Consider the following 18,479-nt stretch of genomic DNA (forward strand, 5'->3'; position numbering starts at 1 on the left):
CTTTAAACTCTAAGACAAACATTTTACGCAGGGGGGACTTAGACAAAATCAGTATAGCACAATAAAAGTTAAGTTAACAAGATATAGTTTAAAAAGCCGTCCTAAAAGGACGGGGCTTTAACCCAAAATTTCGGTAAGCTAAGACGCATTTAAAGCGCTTATTCTTAAGATTAGCCGAATCTCCCCCAATCCCTTTACTGTTGCCTCTTGCAAGAGTGCCTCTTGCCTCGTCTCAACAAGCAATTTAAATGCGCGGGCAGCTTATCTAAGCTCTCCTTCTGTGATTCGGTTAGCATAATGATTAAAAATTAATCAAACAACCGCTAATTATGATCAACCCTGGGAAGAAGCATTAAGCGAATATTTTTAAGCGTTTTTATGCTTCTTTTTTCCTGAAGTTCACCGATTAATTGAGGTTCTTCGGTTTGTGTTATGCAATAGACGGATTTAGAAGGAGTGAAACCCTTACGTAGAAAGGTATTCGGCGATTTTTGTCAATTGTTTTCGATCTAGAACGAACTAATCAATTAAGTCTCCTGCCAAATAAGGATTTAGTCGCACCTGAGCGAACCATACCAAGTAACGAAGAACCTTAATTGATTGGACAAAAATTCCCGAATCTCCGTACATTTTTGTGGATTAAGTGGGATAAGCTAAGACGCATTTAAAGCGCTTATTCTTAAGATTAGCCGAATCTCCCCCAATCCCTTTACTGTTGCCTCTTGCAAGAGTGCCTCTTGCCTCGTCTCAACAAGCAATTTAAATGCGCGGGCAGCTTACCAACATACGCCACCTGAAAATCAAACTCCGAGAAAATCTCACTTTAACTGATAGTTGATAACCGATTCCTTGATGCTGTTATTCCCAAATTGGACCGGCTGCAATTATTTCTTGGGAGGCAGTGGTAAATTGACGGAAATTTTCCACGAAACGATGGGCCAATTCTCGCGCCTGTAGGTCGTAGGATTCGCCATCTTGCCATGCTTGTCGCGGGTCGAGGATTTTTTTGGGAACTCCGGGGACAATTTCGGGGACGAGAACTTGAAAGATGGGATGAGGATGGAAAAAGACTTCCTCTAAATCGCCATTTAAAGCGGCGGAAACCATAGCGCGGGTGTGTTTGATCGAAATGCGATCGCCGACTCCGTAGGGACCGCCGGACCAACCGGTATTAATCAGATAAACGGAGGTTTCGGGGTGTTGTTCTAAACGTTCCCCTAACATTTGGGCATAGACAAGGGGTGACAGAGGGAAGAAACATTGACCGAAACAACTGGAAAAAGTCACCTGTGGGGCGGTGATTCCCCGTTCCGTTCCCGCTAATTTGCTAGTATAGCCGGAGAGGAAATGATACATCGCCTGGTTCGTGGTTAATTTGGCGATTGGTGGCAGTACCCCAAAAGCATCGGCAGTTAAGAAGATAATAGTTTTCGGGTGGGTTCCCATGCCGGACACGGCACAATTAGGGATATAACGCAGGGGATAGGCGGCGCGGGTGTTTTCGGTCAAACGTCCATCATCGTAGTCGGGAAGGCGATTATCGGGGGAAAGGATCACGTTTTCGAGAATAGTGCCAAATTGAATCGCCGCCCAGATTTGGGGTTCGTATTCGGCACTTAAACGGATGGTTTTAGCGTAACAACCGCCTTCAAAGTTAAAAATGCCGTCTTCTGACCAACCGTGTTCATCGTCACCGATGAGGCTGCGTTTAGGATCGGCGGAAAGGGTGGTTTTACCCGTACCGGAGAGACCGAAAAAGAGGGCTGTATGACCGTGTTTATCGATGTTAGCGGCACCGTGCATCGGTAAAACCCCTTGTTTGGTCATCAGGTAGTTCATCATCGAGAAGACGGATTTTTTGATTTCGCCAGCGTAGCGAGTGCCACCGATGAGAACGATTTTTTTGGCCAGGTTGAGGACGATAAAGGCTTCGCTGTTCAGGTCGTCATCCTCGGGATCTCCCTGTAACCCCGGCAGGGCAATCACGGTAAAATCAGTTTGATGGGCAGCTAGTTCGATCGCACTGGGCCGGAGGAATAACTGATGGGCAAAGAGGTTATGATAGGCGATTTCGGTGACAACGCGCACGCCAAAGCGACAATTAGGATCGGACCCGACGTAACCATCGAAGATATATAGGTCTTTTCCCTGCACATAGGCGAGGACTTTTCGGTATAACTGCTGGAATTTTTCCTCGCTAATCGGGGCGTTATGCTGATTCCAGTCGATTTCCTTTTCGCTATTGGCTTCTTTGACAATGAATTTATCTTTGGGGGAACGACCGGTATATTTACCCGTTTCCACCACTAAAGCCCCATTATCGGCTAAAACGCCCTCATGATGTTCGATCGCCTGTTCGACTAATTGCGGTACGGAAAGATTGCGATAAACGCGACCGAGATTTTTCATGCCTAGGTTTTCGAGGCCGTAGGTGGGATGAATTTGATTTTCTAATTCGTAGTAGAAATTGACATTCTCCATGCGATCGGGCAGGGGACAAGAGATACTATCATTGGTCAGCGTGTGTAGAGTCGGCATAACCCCAATTCTCCTGATAATTTAGTTGTCGGTTTAGAGCTAAGTTCCAGGTCTCTGATTAGTGCAGTTATAGAAACTAGAAAAACTCCGTTCTCTGTCCTTTTCACTCCCAGACACCTAAGGAGCTATATTAATTAGTTTATTTGACGATATTTGCCTGATTAATCTGGTCTTTCGCTGTCGGTAAAGCCAATCTTAGAGCGGTAATTCAGGATTATTTGCGTATTTACCCCTCATCTCCCAGTCAGGGTTTTTACCTTTTCCCTCTTGCCGATCTAACTGCTTTTTCTAGATATTTTTAGTCTATCTGTACAATAGGATACAGACGATGTTTTTTTTACAAAAATTAACAGCTAAACAAAATTGGTCAGCTAATCTAGCAGTTAAGCTGCCCGCGAATTTAAATTGCTTGTTGAGATGAGGCAACAGGCAACAGGCAACAGTAAAGGGATTTGGGTAGATTTAGCCAATCTCAAGGATAGGCGGTTAAAATGCGTCTTAGCCTATCTTCATGGTGGCGTAGGAAGTCTCTGGTTTTGGGCAACGTCAGAACAATAGCTGGTCGTCCGGAGATGATGCCAAGGATCCTAAACGTGGTCAAATCGATTTCACCCCTAATCAAAAAAGTCGATTGACACAGGGACCAGTTAGCGGCCAAAATTAACTCTATTAGCCGTTGGCAAGCTTTAGAATTGATTGTGTAAGTAGTCGGACATAAATTCTGTTGTCTATCTTAAGAAATGTAAATTGCCGCAATTCTTACTGACGACCGACGACCGGCTACTGACTCCTTACCCCACAGTTAACTTTACTTTTGTCCAACTACTTAACAGGTTAATTAAGTCTAGCTCGATCTCGAAAAAAAACAACTAATAATGATCATCGCGGGAGAAAGAAGCGGAGTCGGTAAAACTACGATTACTCTGGCAATCTTGGCCTATTTAATCAGTCGTGGCGATCGAGTGCAATCTTTTAAAGTTGGGCCAGATTATATCGATCCCATGTTCCATACTCATTTTACCGGTCGCCCCTGTCGCAATCTCGATCCGGTTTTAACTTCTGAAGACTATGTAAAAACCTGTTTTGCCCAACATTGTCAAAATGTCGATTATGCTCTGATTGAAGGGGTAATGGGGCTATTTGATGGTATTCAATTAAGCGATACTCAATTTCCCGATTATGCCAGTACCGCCCATATTGCCCGTATTTTAGGGCTTCCTCTGCTGTTAGTTATCGATTGCAGTCGTTTATCTACCTCTGTCGCCGCTATTGTCCGCGGTTATCAATCTTTAGACAAAAATCTCCATCTAGCCGGAGTTATCCTCAATCGGGTTGGTAGCGATCGCCACCAGCAATTACTGCAAACCGCCCTAGAATCGATCAATATGCCGATTGTCGGGGTTCTGCGTCGTCAAGATTCCCTGACAATTCCCGATCGCCATCTAGGATTAGTTCCCAGGGATGAACTAGGAGAAATCAGGCAACTGCAAGATCAACTGGCTTCTATTGCCCAAAACTGCTTTAATTGGGACATTCTCTTGCCTTTACTGACCATTTCTCCCCCAGAGAACCCGAAAAATCCCACAGGAGCAAATAAGCTTTTTCCCCCTATCCGTATCGGTATTGCCAGAGATAAGGCTTTTAACTTTTATTATCCCGATAATCTCGATATTTTAGCCAATTTAGGCGCAGAATTAATCTTTTGGAGTCCCTTGCAAGGGGCAAATTTGCCCGAAAACCTACAAGGATTGTACTTTGGTGGCGGTTTTCCCGAAATCTTTGCCCCAGAATTAGCCGCTAACACCCCTATCTTAACTCAGGTGAGAAAAGCGATCGCCTCTGGAATGCCCACCTACGCCGAATGTGGGGGATTAATGTATTTATGTGAAAAAATAATTGATTTTGAGCAAAAAAACCATTCTATGTTGCAAATAATCCCCCAATCTGCTATAATGTCACCGAAATTAACCCTAGGTTATCGGCAAGCCATCGCCAAACAGGAGACGATCCTGCTCAAAGCAGGTCAACCAGTGCGCGGCCATGAATTCCATCGCTCCCAATTAAGCGGGGTGAGCGACGCACCGATTTATCAACTGCAAGCATTCCCAAAAAGTGCTATCAATGCCGAAGGGTGGCAAGGTAAGAATCTGCACGCTTCCTATCTCCACCTACATTTTGGGGCTAATCTGGGCCTGCCGAAAAAATTTTTAGCTGCCGGCCTTGATTTTTTCCGCACAGCTGCGTTAAGCTAATTACAGATAAATTTGATAATCAATCCGTTAAGGGATACAGGAGGTGATGTCGATGGTAGAAAGTAGTAAAAGCATGGGTCTCCTAATCGACAATAGCCGGCTGTGCGCCGGGGCTGTTCTCTAGACCCCCACGTCTAAACAAGATTTAGACTAGCTGGAGTTCCTTCCGGCAGTCTGGTGTCGATTCTGATGACCCGCTACACCGCCCTTACCGAGTAATTGGTAAGGGCGGATAGTTTTTGAGGGTTTCCCGTCATCTGGGAACCCCAGAACCAGAACTAATACCAATTTTTTCCTAAGTGAGCCTTTCTTGACTTTAACTCTACGGGCGCAAACTAACCCAGCGTCGCTTCTGGTTTGGGGACACCATTTTAACGCCTGTCACCGAGATAATATCATTGGCCAAATTCTCTGCCATCATGGGAATGAGTTGATTTATATTATTCTCATAAGCTTTTATCCAGAATTTAGCTAGTTTCTCTCTCGCCTCCTCATTGACGTAGATAGTTTTATCTGGCGTAATCAATACCATTGCCACGTGACCGGAGTTTTCCGTGACGGCAAAGACAAGCTGATCCCGGTCGGACTTGAGACCTTCGTACCAGTAGTCTATGTGTTCTTCTAATTCGTATTCATAGAGAGCGCGTTCCATCTTGCCATCTTCTAGCAAGGCTTTACGCAGTGTATTGGCTATCTTTCTTTTTTTCATGGTCTTGTCCCTGTTTTTGTGGGCGCTAAGTTTTGCCCATTAGGCATCACTCCATATTTAAGAGTGCCACTATAGGAATCATCAATTAACTTTACAACAACCCAGTCCAGTCGTCGTTATCAAAATCACAGAACCTTGCCCGACTCGTCTAGACGAGCCTGTTATTTGAGATTAAGTTTTCTCTCTGCAAGGATTCTAACCTAGGGTTTGCTGAATAATGGTAAAACCCTTTTAAAATAAGGCTTTTGACTTGTTAAAATCCGATGTTCATGCTGCGAAAATAGGATTGGAACCTTCAAAAACCTGGCATTATCCTTCTTTTAGTAGAAAAATTGTACAAAAAAGAGGGCAACAAAGCCTGAAACGACCAGCTACTGACTCCTGACGACCGGCTACTGACTCCTAACCCCACCAACAAACTTTTTGCCGCAAACCCTAACCTACTTTAGTTTTTGTTTAAGTGCCGTTAGGAGCGACAGGGTGGCCACTTTGTCAACTGGTCAAGGGAAAAAAAATGAGATCGCATCTTTCCCTAAGTAATTAAATTGTGTATAATGGCAAAAGAATAGAAAGGCTATATGCGTCGTCAAACTGTGTAGTCAACCTATAAGGTGTGAGGAAAAAACCATCATGTTAAGAATGTTCTGGAAATCATTGCTGGTTAGCCCAGCGATTTTAGGGGCTACCCTAGTAGCTTCCGCTAATGCTAGTAGCTTCGATCCCGCCAAATCTACCAGTGTTTCTACCGAATTTAACAATCTAGAAATCGCTCAAGTTCAGGACAACGCTGCAGGAACTGGCGAATTACTCAATCAGATCGAGCGCTACGGTAACGAAGGTCAAGTTGCACCCGTACAGGGGAACACCATCGATCAAGTCACCAGCGTTAACCAACTGCGGGATGTTTCCCCCACCGCTTGGGCTTTCGAGGCTTTAAGAAGTTTAGTTGAACGCTATGGTTGTATTGTTGGTTATCCCGATCGCACCTTCCGCGGCGACCGAGCTTTAACCCGTTGGGAATTTGCGGCTGGTTTAAACGCTTGCTTAAACGTGATGGAGCGTTTAATTCAAGATGGTGTCAACGTCCTCAAGGAAGACTTAGATGCCCTCAAGCGCTTGATGGATGAGTTCCAAGCTGAGTTAGCGGCCTTGGGAGCTAGAGTTGATAACTTAGAAAGCCGGGTGTCTTTCCTCGAAAATAACCAATTCTCCACCACCACCAAATTAGCTGGGGAAGTTATCTTCGCTGTCACCGATACGGTTGGTGCCGGTAGCCCCGCCTCCCAGGCCGCCATGCAATACCGCGCTCGTTTAGTTTTAAACACGAGCTTCACCGGTCAGGACGTTTTGAAAACCCGTTTAGCGGCGGGTAGTGCCACTCCCTTCGGATTTGATTACAAATCGACCACCACACTACAAAATGGTGATCCCGCTTCCGTCAGATTCGATAACCTGCAAAGCCCTTCCCTATTCCAAACTTGGACTGCCGCCGGTAACGGTAGCGATGTGGTTCTCGACTGGTTGGCCTACTATACCCCGATTGACTTAGGTTATTTTGGTCGCTTCAATACCTACGTCGCCGCTTGGGGCGGTATTTGGAATGACTTCGTTCCCACCACTAATCCCTTCTTTGAAGACTTCGACGGTGGTAATGGTGCGCTTTCGACCTTCGCTTCCGAAAACCCCATCTACCGTATCGGTGGTGGTTCTGGGGCTGGTGTTAGCCTACAGTTAGGCTTCCTCCAAAGCATTGTCGGTCCGACCTCCCTATCCTTGGGTTACTTAGCCGGTGGTGGTGGCTCCAGTTCTGCGGCCAATCCTAACCCGGGTAATGGCCTCTTTAACGGAGATTACGCCGCTTTAGCACAGATTAACGCTAACCTCTTTAACTTCCTCAACGTCGGCTTCACCTACGTTAACGCTTACCAAGGTGCCGATACCGCCATCTTCGGTAACGGTGGTTCCTTCGGTGTAACGGGGACTTCCGCCGCTAACCTTTCCCAAACTCAGTTAAATACCCTGCTCAACGTCAACGGCAACGATCCTGATAGCGTCACCCTACAGGATGAAGTCGGTTTCTTCAACTTTGGAGCCAAAGTGTCCAATAGCTACGGTTTAACCGGTGCAGTGAATCTTGGTTTTGCCAGCTTGAGTGCCTTCGGTTCCTACTCCACCGTGCGCTTACTCGGTTTAGGTGATGCGGAAGTGTGGACCTACGGTGCTGGTATTGCCTTCCCCGACTTAGGTAAAGAAGGAAATATCTTAGGTCTGTTTGCTGGTGCGCAGCCCTACATCGGTCACTTAAGCTTCCGAGACATGGGGCTAAAAGTATCTAACATCGTTCCCTACCACGTTGAATTGTTCTACAAGTACCAAGTCACCGACAATATTTCTATCACCCCCGGTGTCATCTGGATTTCTGCACCTGAACAGTTCAAAGGCACTGGTAATGAGTGGATTGGCACTCTCCGCGGAACCTTTACCTTCTAGGATTTCCTAAATTAAACCCGAAACCCCACCCATGGTGGGGTTTTGTTTTAGGGAAATAAACGCTGATATTCTATCTGGATACAAGCATCCATAATCACATTTAAACCCGCCTCGATCGCTTTTTTTTCGGCAACTGGGTGATAAATTCTCAATTGTGTCCAAAGGGTAGCGGCCCGAATAGCAATAGCTGACTCGACAATTTCGGGTAGATAATCAGGATGACGAAAAACGTTAACAATATCCACAGGTTCGGGGATAGCTTCTAGAGAAGGATAGCAGCTTTGACCGTCAATTTGCTTGACCATCGGATTGACCGGATAGACTCGATAACCCACCGCTTGCAGGAATTTGGCCACCTGATAGCTGGCGCGGCTCGATTTCTCGGAATGCCCGACCACTGCGATAATTTTACTATTGCTGAAGATGGTTTTGAGCGCACCATCGTCTCCTTTAATATTCGGCATTGTCCCACCTATCTTAGAACAGAGTTTCGTTTCCCATAAAGATGAAGTTTAACCTAATTTGGCATCGACTTTTGACTCCAGCTTTAGCCACTCTGAAGAACTGGTAGGAATGTTTAACTTTTCTACCGGAAAAACAGTTATTACCAATCCCAGTCAATCCCTCGGTATCTGTAGGAAAATTTACCCGATGGTCGCCCCTAAATCCTGTGACTTTAGTTACCATAAAACCTGATGAATTATCTTAGTATTATCATTCCGACCCTGAACGAAGAGTTAAGGATTGCAGCAACATTAAAACAGATAGGTGCGGGAGTAGAAATTATTGTTGTCGATGGGGGAAGTACCGATAAAACTAGAGAAATAGCCGAACAATTGGGAGCGAAAGTAATTATTTCACCCAGTAAAGGTCGCGCCTTCCAGATGAATTTAGGAGCCAAAATAGCCAAAGGAGATATTTTGTTATTTCTGCACGGAGATACTTTACTTCCCCATGAATTTCAAGAACAAATTATCAATACTTTATCCCAATCTGGGATAGTAGCGGGGGCCTTTGAATTAAAAATTGATGGAGAGGAAAAACCCCTGCGTTTAGTGGAAAAATTAGTTAATTGGCGTTCTCGCTGGCTTTCCCTTCCCTACGGAGATCAAGGAATATTTTTAAAAGCCTCAATCTTTGCCGATTTGGGCGGTTTTCCTGAGTTGCCAATTATGGAAGATTTTGAATTAATACAAAGATTGAAAAAAAGGGGTAAAATAGCCATAGTTGCTGCTGCGGTAATTACCTCGGCAAGACGTTGGCAAAAATTAGGAGTTGGCAAAACCACCTTAGTTAATCAATTAATAATTATTGGTTATTATCTAAAAATTCCGCCGCATTTGTTGAAAAATTTTTATCGTTTATGGTAATAAAATAAAGGCTTGCTGAAAAAGTATTTTAGGTCATTGTGCAATGTAGGGGCGCAGGCGTTAAGCCCATAATGTGAGATTGTGAACATTTTTCAGCCAATATCCAAGAGAGGCAAATACAATTATACAATCGAAGAAACTCTACCAAAGAAGAGGTTTCCATGGCCAAAACATTAACAAAAATTATCAAAAATGCGGGGGGGGTAAGCATTGCTTATTGGTAGCAGGCAATACCAGTCTTTTGAAAAATACAATTATACAATCGAAGGAAACTTACCAAGGAAGAGTTTTACATGGACAAAACATTAACAAAAGTAATCAAAAATGCGGGGGGGGGTAAGCCTTGCTTATTGGTAGCGGGGGCAACTCTAGCCATCCTAGCCCCTTTCCAAGCCGCCCAAGCTGTAACTGTAAATGTAGGTACAGGGACAGTGACAGGCCATTTTGACAACGCCATCACGCTCCCTGGCTCAGTATACACGGGCAACGGAACCGACACCATCGAATGGGGAACGCCTGTAGATGGTTCATTTACCAATCAATTGTCCTTTATTCCTTCTGACTTTACCGATCAGCCCAAGGGTCAAGACTTTGTTGCAGGGCGCTTGTATTACCGTAATGGCACTATTTTTCTAGGCACTCGGATTGATGGGGTTGATCTGATAATCAACACTACTTCCTCCGACCCAGATTTCACTCAAACATTGCCATTAAAAATCACGATTGTGAACACCCCAAATGTTGCCGATCCTATCGCTAGTGCAGATTTCATTTATTTTACGGATTTCCCCGATCGCGGTAGTTTCAGGGTACTAGAAGGAGAAGATACCGACGTAGAAGTCATAACTCAGTTCAATTCCCTCGATCTTGTTGGTTTTGGAGCCGTGGGTGATCCTTCCAAAGGATTTTTATCGCCCAGTGTCGGTCCAGATCCATTTCCAGCGGTTCCAGAGCCTTCCTCGATTCTGGGGTTATTGGCATTGGGTTTACTGGGGATGGGTTCAGTATTTAACAAGCAGCGAAAATAAATTGACAAGTGTGGGGATGGGATTTTTTCCATCTCCACTTGAGAAAAAACGCACTCTAGAAACCTTCCAAATTTAACTCTTAATTTTAGGTAAACAATTTTTTTTAAATTCCCCGGCAATTACTCAAAAAATTTGACATCTTATAGCGGACAGGTAAAAATAAGTAGTCGTGCAAAATTAATTTCCTAGTGAAGATAGGCAAGAGGCAAGAGGCAAGAGGCAAGAGCGGGGTTAGATATGTGTAATTAATTTTGCCTAGGTACTTAAAAACTTTTGTCTGCCAAGGCACCGATCGATAGGATAATTGATAATCGGAACATCTGCTCTGAGAATATGTCTCTCGATCGCCGTCAATTTCTTTATCTTTTAGGTGCTACCCTTGGCACAGCCACTCTTGCTGGTTTTAACTCTGCCGCTTTTGCCGCTACCGGTCCCTATAGTCTTATTCCCCTACCCTATAGCTATGATGCCCTAGAACCTTATATTGATAAGGAAACGATGCAATTTCATCACGATAAACACCATGCTGCCTACGTTAATAATCTCAACACGGCAGTGGCAAAATATCCAGAATTGCAGAAAAAAACAGTAGTAGAATTAATTAAAAATCTTGACTCTTTACCCGCCGATATTCGCACCACTGTCCGCAATAATGGCGGCGGCGATCTTAATCATACAATGTTTTGGCAGATTATGTCCCCCGATGGCGGTGGCGAAGCAACAGGAGAAATAGGAGCGGCAATAATCGCTAAATTTGGCAGTTTCGAGGAATTTAAAAACGCTTTCAACCAAGCAGGTACTAAACTTTTTGGTAGTGGTTGGACATGGTTGGTTTTAAATAAGTCAGGAGAACTGGAAATTATCAGCACTGCTAACCAAGATAGCCCCCTAATGAAGGGATTACAGCCAATTATGGGCAATGATGTCTGGGAACACGCCTATTACTTAAAATATCGTAATCAACGGGCTGAGTATTTAAAACAGTGGTGGAATGTGGTTAACTGGGAGGAGGTAAATCGCCGCTATCTTCAGGCAAAAGCTTAACCATGTCAACTTTTACGGTAACAGTTCCCGCTACCACTGCTAATATTGGGCCCGGCTTCGATTGTCTCGGAGCGGCCTTAACCCTATATAATCAGTTTACTTTTACCCTGCTGCCGGCAACGACAGCTAACCCTGTCAGCATTAGTGTCAAGGGAACTGAATCAGCTAAAGTTAGCCAAGGTGCTGATAATTTAATCTATACTTCTTTTTTGCAAGTTTATCAAAAAATAGGACAGAATCCGCCCCCTATCGCCATCGAGATCGGTTTAGGGGTTCCCCTGGCTAGAGGTTTAGGTAGTTCTGCCACTGCTATTATCGGTGGGTTAGTGGCTGCTAATCAATGCGCCGGAAATCCTTTATCTATGGGGGAAATCGAAGCATTAGCGATCGCATTGGAGGGCCATCCGGATAATGTGGTGCCGGCTTTGCGGGGCAACTGTCAGCTATCGGCAGGAGATAGCACAAATTGGGCTATTTGTCAAGTATTTTGGCAAAAAAATCTCATTCCCGTCCTAGGGATTCCCGATTTTGAACTGGCTACGGAAAAAGCTAGGGCGGTTTTACCGGAAAAAATTAGCCGTCAGGAGGCAATTTTCAATATTTCCCGCTTGGGTTTATTATTGCGGGGATTAGAGACGGGTAACGGCGATTGGCTGAGAATTGCCCTAGAGGATAAACTGCATCAACCCTATCGCCAATCTTTAATACCGGGTTACGAAAAGGTGAAAAAAGCCGCCATTAATGGGGGTGCTTACGGGATGGTAATTAGTGGCGCAGGTCCGACCCTATTGGCGTTAACTAACCCCGACAATGCCCAAAAAACAGCCACAGAGATGACAAATGCTTGGGAGGAAGTGGGGATTAACTCTGAGGTGAAAATTTTAGCTTTAGATACCCTAGGGGCGCAAGTAAACTGTTAAGAGTCCCTGGCAGATGGGTGTAGGGTGTGGGGTGTAGGGTGTAGGGTGTGGGGTGTAGGGTGTAGGGTGTGGGGTGTGGGGTGTAGGGTGTGGGAAGAATAAATAAAAATAATCTCCTGAATCCTGACTCCTGACTCCTAACTCCTGACTCCTGACTCCTGACTCCTATCTCCTGACTCCTATCTCCTGACTCCTGACTCCTGACTCCTAACCCCACCAACAAACTTTTTCAGCAAACCCTAATTATTAAGAAAATGACGCAAATTACCGTTATTGGTGCAGGGATTGGCGGACTAACGGCGGCGGCATTATTGGCGCGTCGAGGTTATCAAGTCACAGTATATGATCAGGCGCTTGTACCTGGAGGTTGTGCCTCGACTTTTTCCCGTCGGGGTTTTACTTTTGATGTGGGGGCAACTCAAGTGGCAGGATTAGAAGTAGGGGGCATTCATCAGCGCATTTTTGCCGAATTAGGGATAGATTTACCCGATTCTGTCCCCTGCGATCCCGCCTGTGCCGTTTTTCTGCCGGGGGAAACCACTCCGATTAATGTCTGGCGCGATCGGCAAAAGTGGCAAGAGGAAAGACAAAAACAATTTCCGGGCAGCGAACCTTTTTGGCAATTATTACAAAAACTCTTTCAAGCAAGTTGGCGTTTTCAAAGTCGCGATCCAGTTTTACCCCCGCGCAACTGGTGGGATTTAGGGCAATTAATCGCCGCTTTGCGTTTAGATACTGCCATTACCTTCCCTTTTACTTTGATGACTGTGGGCGATGCTCTGCGATTATACGGCTTAGAGAGGGATAAACGCCTAAAAACCTTTCTTGATCTCCAGTTAAAGCTTTATTCCCAAGTTAATGCCGATGAAACTGCTTTACTTTATGCCGCCACCGCTTTAGCAGTTTCTCAGTCTCCCCAAGGTTTATCCCACCTTCAGGGTAGTATGCAAGTATTAAGCGATCGCCTAGTAACAGCTTTGGAAAAATACGGCGGTAAATTGCAAATGCGCCACACAGTAGAAAAAATACTGACAGAAAAGGGAAAAGCCACGGGAATTATCGTCAGAAATCAAAAAAATGGTCAAATATATCCAGAAATGGCCGATGAGATTGTGGCTAATATCCCGATCCAAAATTTACCACAATTAATCGATCGCGAAGCCATTCCCAGTCTTTATCACCGGAGAATTGAAAAACTTCCCCCCGCATCCGGCGCTTTTGTGGTTTACTTAGGAGTTGATCGCGCTGCTATTCCCCCCGATTGTCCTCCCCATTTGCAATTCCTCTACGATGACGATGGCATAATCGGCGAAAATAACTCTTTGTTTGTTTCCGTGAGTAAAGAAGGGGATGGCCGCGCCCCAGCGGGAAAAGCGACGATTATTGCTTCTTCCTTCACCGATACCAGTCTTTGGTGGCGAAAAGGAGAAGATAATTATCAGCAATTAAAAGCAGCATACACCCAAGAGGCGATCGAGCGTCTCGGTAATTATTTCCATCTTAGTCCTGATCACATCGTTCATATCGAATCAGCTACACCTCGCACTTTTGAGCGGTTTACGGGGCGAAATCAGGGCATTGTCGGCGGTATTGGTCAAAGACTGTCCACTTTTGGCCCTTTTGGAGTAGCGACGCGCACTCCGATCCCCCATCTTTGGTTAGTGGGAGATTCCACCCATCCGGGAGAAGGCACTGCCGGAGTCAGCTATTCGGCACTAACGGTAGTTAGACAGATTGAGAATCAATTATTAGCTTCTAGTTAAGTGGGTGGGTGGAATTAAATCCGACATTCCGCACATCTTCATATACCTTTATATCTTTTTACATTCCCCAAGATGTTTTGACGAAAAAGCTTCATTGTAGAAACTACTATTGAGAACATTTTCAATAATTGATTTTTTCTGAGAAAACAAATTACAATTCTTCACCTTGATGAAAATCCATCATTCTAGCTATAATCCTTACTGGCAATGGGTTGTCAGCAATATGTTAGTAAAAATTATCAATTGAATGTTAAGAAGTGCGGAAAGTGGGTTGTAATTATTCTGTACAAAGATGAGAGGATTTTTCGTACCTGCTCTGATACTCTGGTTTTTATTCACCTTTAATGAGAGGAAATAACCTAGTGAAGCTCAATGCCCTTAATTCTTTAGCTTTCGCCACAGGGACAGTAACTCTACTGTTAAGTAGCGTGTCTTCTGTTAGTGCTTATACCATTTATACAAATCGGACTGCCTGGGAAGCGGCACTCGCCACTAACCCCTCGTACAAGATTACCACTGATACCTTTAGCAATCCCATTTCTTCGGCACAGTCAATTACCCTAGATTCAGGGATTGTTTCCACTAATTCCGCTCCTCCCACACTGCCTAATCCTCCGTTTAATAACAACAGTGTCAGCATCGTCAATTCTGGTGTTTACGATAATGCTTCCGGTACACTTACGGGTGCTTCTGATACCATAACCTGGCAGTTTCCTGCTACCGTGTTGGCTTTTGGTGCTGACTTTTCCCGCATTGATGAGTTAACTCTTACTGGCAATTTCGATGGCACAGGAGACCAAACTATTTCTATCAATCCTACAATTGGTGGAGAGAATGGGTTTCTCGGTATTATCGGGACAGCAGAATTTAGTTCTGTTATCTTTGCCAATAATACAACAGCTGTCGATAGTTTTAGTATTGACAATGCTTCCTTTGCCACCAAAGTTCCTGAACCCAATGCGGTTGTTGCTTTCGCCATACTTGGGGGCAGTCTGTTGTTAATTAAGAAAGCCAAGGGCAGCTAACCAGCTGATAATGAGTAATCAGTGATCACTGATTACTGATCAGTAATCAGTGAAAAGATGGCAAGAAACTGCTATTTAATACTGCACACTTACCACATACTGCTCACTTAAAACTCAAATCTGATAACTGATAACTTACCCACTGATAACTGATAACTGATAACTGATAACTGTTATAAAGCACCGGCTGCCGTGCGATCGAGTATGCCCGCTCCTAGATGAGAGGTAATATTAATTGCTTGCAGGACCGGTTGAGATTCAACTCCTTTGGGATAATCGATAACACTAACCGCGCCATTTCCCTGTTTAATATTCCAGAAATTAGCGGGTTTTAAACCCAATAAATAACAAAGAATCACCTTATTAATGGCATCGTGAGCTACTACCATAATTGTCTTAGGACTATCACTATTACTATAGGTTTTAACGATTTGCTGCCAACAAGCGATCGCTCGATCCCAAACTTCCTGTAAATTCTCCCCTTCCGGCATTTGCACGGTTTCTGGGGCATTTTTCCAGTCTTCTAACATCCCGGGGAAACTCGCTTCAATTTCCTCCTCTAATTTACCTTCCCAAAGTCCGTGACAGATTTCTGTCAGATCCACTTGGGTGTCTAAGGTGACATTGGGGTGATATTGCAGGATAATTTGGGCAGTTTCCTTGGGACGGGATAAAGGACTGGTGACAGCGTGATCGATCGCCGTTTCTCGCAGAAATTCGGCGGCTTTCTCAGCTTGAGCTTTGCCATTATCATTGAGAGGAATATCGCGCACCCCTTGAAAACGTTTATCCCGATTCCATTGGGTTTCTCCGTGACGCACCAGCAGCAGCCTAGAACCTTGGAAAGGAGGACGCGGTGGGGGTAAAGCTATCCCTAAGTGTGCCGTTTGATTGAGGGATTCCACCTGGACAGGATCACCAAAATTACGCGTAAAATTGAGAACATTAACGCAACAGTTAGATTGTTGTAGGGAATGGTATAAGGAAACCGGAATACCGATGGCACTGAGGATTAAACAGCGATTAATGCCGTTATGGGCAACAATGAGGATAGTTTGTCCCTGGTGTTGGGGAATAATTTCTCGCCAAAAATCTTGGGCTTGTTGATAGAGAGAGAGAACGGGATAATGTTCTTGACCATCGGGCAGTATCATCTTAAATTCGTGAGGTTTTTGGTGCCAATCCCGATATTCTTGCGGGTATTGAGCTTTTACCTCCTCTTTGACCATATTTTCCCAGATAGGCAGATCGATTTCTAGTAACTGCGAAGTGGGTTGAATGACGGGAGAGTTATTTAAACGAGACTGAATCACCTCAGCAGTAGATTTAGCTCTTTGGAGAGGACTACAGTAAAAAGCGGCGATATCGATTTGACTGAGGGCATTTCCCACTTTTTCCGCGTCCAGATGCCCTTTTTCCGTCAAAACCGAGCCATCACTGCGACCTTGTATTTTCTGCTGTGCGTTATAACTGCTTTGTCCATGACGAACAATAATCACACGGGTAGCCAAGCGGTTCAGTCTCCTTAACTAAAAGTCTCAATATCAGATTACAGGCGATCGGGATCGGAGTACAAATCAGTGATCGGTGATCAGCTTCTGAAGGCAAAAGGCAACAGGCAACAGGCAAGGGGCAACAGGCAAAAGAAAGAATCTAGCAATTCTCCTACCTAAAAAGAAGGTTAGAAACTAAGTACATCAAAGCTTTTAGCTTAACCAATTAGGTTTTAGATTCGGTCGAGTGGAGAGTGTTAAGTAAACAGTGGGGAGCGGCGAGCATTTGTACTAAAATTTCCTGATGCAGTTTCAATGCAGCACAGCGTATCAAAACTTCCTGATATTACAATCTTTTTGGGATCAAGGGTTTGGCGGTTTTATCAAGAAATCATGACAATGTACTTGGCCAAAATCGGAATCTTACTGTTTAATAGGTATTTATAACAAGCGATCCCCTTGATCCCCATCGAGTGGATCTCTCGTTCACACAGCAATCGATGAGTAGTTAGAAGGGTTAACCAGATCACTACTTTTGCAAATGCTCAAAAACATTTGCCGTCGTAACTAATCGGAGAGTGTCAACTCATGGTTCCAGAATACCCACCCTTAGATGAGATGACCTTGCGGCAGCTGCGACGAGTTGCCAGTCAATACAGCGTCTCTCGTTACAGCCGGATGCGGAAAATGCAATTAATCGAGGCAATTACCCAAGCTATGGGAGTCAGCGGCAATTTTAAATCTATTATTAAAGAGGAAAAACCAGTGGAAGCAGCAAAATTTGAATTAGGTCAAGCTAACCCGATCGAAGATATCCTAGGTTCGGTGGATGATGGTTTAGGAGATCTGCCCGGTGGCTACGGTGAAAATCGCATTACCCTCCTACCTCGCGATCCTCAGTGGGCTTATGCTTACTGGGATATCCCCAACGAATCAAAAGAAGATCTACGTCGTCAAGGGGGACAACAGTTAGCCCTGCGTCTTTATGATGTCACCGATATCGATATCAATAGCCAAGGCGCGCATGGCGTCCAAGAATATCTCTGTGATGAATTGGCCCGGGAATGGTATTTACCGATTCCGGTCAGCGATCGAGATTATGTTATCGATATCGGTTATCGTTGTGCTGATGGTCGTTGGTTAGTTTTGGCCCGTTCTCCTTTAGTGCGGATTCCTCCCGTCTATCCTTCCGACTGGATTGAAGATATTTTTGTCACCGTTAACTGGGAAGAAGAACTGGTGGGCAAAACTGTTTACGAACTCGTTCCCCCCAGCAAACGCTACGGCAGCAGTGCCGGAAGCACGGGAACTAGCCCCATCTACGACCAAATTTTCGAGAGTGTCGGCGACATCGAGGCCCTACGGGTGGCCGGTTCCTTGTTTGGTTCCATGCAGCACGTCGCTGGTTCCGTACCGATGTCGGAAGTGATCAGTTCTTATGTATTCCCCTCTGGGGTTGGTATGTGGGCAGTTCCCACGGTATCGGGACTAACCGCTTCCGGTATCGGGATGACTGCTTCTGGTATCGGTATGGGTGCTTCGGAAACCCTACAACGTCCGCGCAAATTCTGGTTAGTAGCCGATGCAGAATTAATCGTCTATGGTGCTACCGAACCCGATGCCACCGTAACTATCGGTGGTCGTCCGATTAAACTCAATCCCGATGGCACTTTCCGCTATCAGATGTCCTTCCAAGATGGTTTAATCGATTATCCGATTATGGCCGTGGCCGCCGATGGTGAACAAAATCGTTCTATCCACATGAAATTCACCCGGGAAACCCCCTCTCGCAATACCAACACTAAAGATGAGGCGGTTCTAGAATGGTTATTCTAGATCGGGTTTTC

Annotated in this window: 14 protein-coding genes; 10 read left to right on the forward strand and 4 right to left on the reverse strand. The window is 44.9% G+C overall.

The annotated features are described in order from the left end of the window. Positions 1–858: 858 nt before the first annotated feature. Positions 859–2,538, reverse strand: a complete 1,680-nt coding sequence (gene pckA, locus O9334_RS03375) for a phosphoenolpyruvate carboxykinase (ATP) (protein ID WP_287999344.1) — start codon at positions 2,536–2,538, stop codon at positions 859–861. 417 nt (positions 2,539–2,955) lie between these two features. On the opposite strand from pckA, the gene O9334_RS03380 reads away from it, so the two are divergent. Together O9334_RS03380 and O9334_RS03385 are read left to right on the forward strand one after the other, a co-directional pair. Further along, positions 2,956–3,096, forward strand: coding sequence for a hypothetical protein (locus O9334_RS03380; protein WP_002759867.1), 141 nt, complete (start codon positions 2,956–2,958; stop codon positions 3,094–3,096). 317 nt (positions 3,097–3,413) lie between these two features. Beyond that, complete coding sequence (locus tag O9334_RS03385; protein WP_045359101.1) at positions 3,414–4,790, forward strand: cobyrinic acid a,c-diamide synthase CobB; 1,377 nt, start codon at positions 3,414–3,416, stop codon at positions 4,788–4,790. A 322-nt stretch (positions 4,791–5,112) separates the two neighbouring features. Here O9334_RS03385 and O9334_RS03390 read toward each other — a convergent pair whose 3' ends face one another. Continuing rightward, complete coding sequence (locus O9334_RS03390) at positions 5,113–5,499, reverse strand: hypothetical protein (protein WP_045359098.1); 387 nt, start codon at positions 5,497–5,499, stop codon at positions 5,113–5,115. A gap of 630 nt (positions 5,500–6,129) precedes the next feature. Between O9334_RS03390 and O9334_RS03395 the strand changes: the two genes are divergently transcribed. Continuing rightward, positions 6,130–7,989, forward strand: a complete 1,860-nt coding sequence (locus O9334_RS03395) for an iron uptake porin (RefSeq protein ID WP_045359095.1) — start codon at positions 6,130–6,132, stop codon at positions 7,987–7,989. 47 nt (positions 7,990–8,036) lie between these two features. On the opposite strand, the gene O9334_RS03400 is transcribed toward O9334_RS03395, so the two are convergent. Continuing rightward, positions 8,037–8,453, reverse strand: a complete 417-nt coding sequence (locus O9334_RS03400; protein ID WP_272082302.1) for a CoA-binding protein — start codon at positions 8,451–8,453, stop codon at positions 8,037–8,039. A gap of 231 nt (positions 8,454–8,684) precedes the next feature. Between O9334_RS03400 and O9334_RS03405 the strand changes: the two genes are divergently transcribed. The 6 genes from O9334_RS03405 to O9334_RS03430 all read left to right on the forward strand — a co-directional run bounded on the left by O9334_RS03405 (position 8,685) and on the right by O9334_RS03430 (position 15,139). Beyond that, positions 8,685–9,359 carry a TIGR04283 family arsenosugar biosynthesis glycosyltransferase gene (locus O9334_RS03405; protein ID WP_045359091.1) on the forward strand — a complete coding sequence of 225 codons (675 nt, stop codon included), beginning with the start codon at positions 8,685–8,687 and terminating at the stop codon, positions 9,357–9,359. Between the two features lie 293 nt (positions 9,360–9,652). Further along, a complete protein-coding gene (locus O9334_RS03410; RefSeq protein ID WP_287999352.1) occupies positions 9,653–10,387 on the forward strand; it encodes a choice-of-anchor K domain-containing protein in 735 nt (244 codons plus the stop codon). 333 nt (positions 10,388–10,720) lie between these two features. Then, complete coding sequence (locus tag O9334_RS03415; protein WP_287999354.1) at positions 10,721–11,431, forward strand: superoxide dismutase; 711 nt, start codon at positions 10,721–10,723, stop codon at positions 11,429–11,431. A 2-nt stretch (positions 11,432–11,433) separates the two neighbouring features. Then, positions 11,434–12,351 carry a homoserine kinase gene (thrB, locus tag O9334_RS03420; RefSeq protein WP_287999357.1) on the forward strand — a complete coding sequence of 306 codons (918 nt, stop codon included), beginning with the start codon at positions 11,434–11,436 and terminating at the stop codon, positions 12,349–12,351. A 254-nt stretch (positions 12,352–12,605) separates the two neighbouring features. Beyond that, positions 12,606–14,114 (forward strand): C-3',4' desaturase CrtD, encoded by a 1,509-nt coding sequence (gene crtD / locus O9334_RS03425; RefSeq protein WP_287999359.1) that lies wholly within the window; start codon positions 12,606–12,608, stop codon positions 14,112–14,114. Between the two features lie 344 nt (positions 14,115–14,458). After that, positions 14,459–15,139 carry a hypothetical protein gene (locus tag O9334_RS03430; protein WP_045359081.1) on the forward strand — a complete coding sequence of 227 codons (681 nt, stop codon included), beginning with the start codon at positions 14,459–14,461 and terminating at the stop codon, positions 15,137–15,139. Between the two features lie 173 nt (positions 15,140–15,312). Here O9334_RS03430 and O9334_RS03435 read toward each other — a convergent pair whose 3' ends face one another. Then, a complete protein-coding gene (locus O9334_RS03435) occupies positions 15,313–16,650 on the reverse strand; it encodes a histidine phosphatase family protein (RefSeq protein ID WP_190381413.1) in 1,338 nt (445 codons plus the stop codon). Positions 16,651–17,220: 570 nt separating this feature from the next. Between O9334_RS03435 and O9334_RS03440 the strand changes: the two genes are divergently transcribed. After that, entirely contained in the window at positions 17,221–18,468 is a 1,248-nt protein-coding gene (locus O9334_RS03440; protein WP_287999365.1) for a DUF4912 domain-containing protein, read from the forward strand. Positions 18,469–18,479: the final 11 nt, after the last annotated feature.

Source organism: Microcystis sp. LE19-8.1F, assembly GCF_027531715.1.
Classification (GTDB): Bacteria; Cyanobacteriota; Cyanobacteriia; order Cyanobacteriales; family Microcystaceae; genus Microcystis; species Microcystis wesenbergii_A.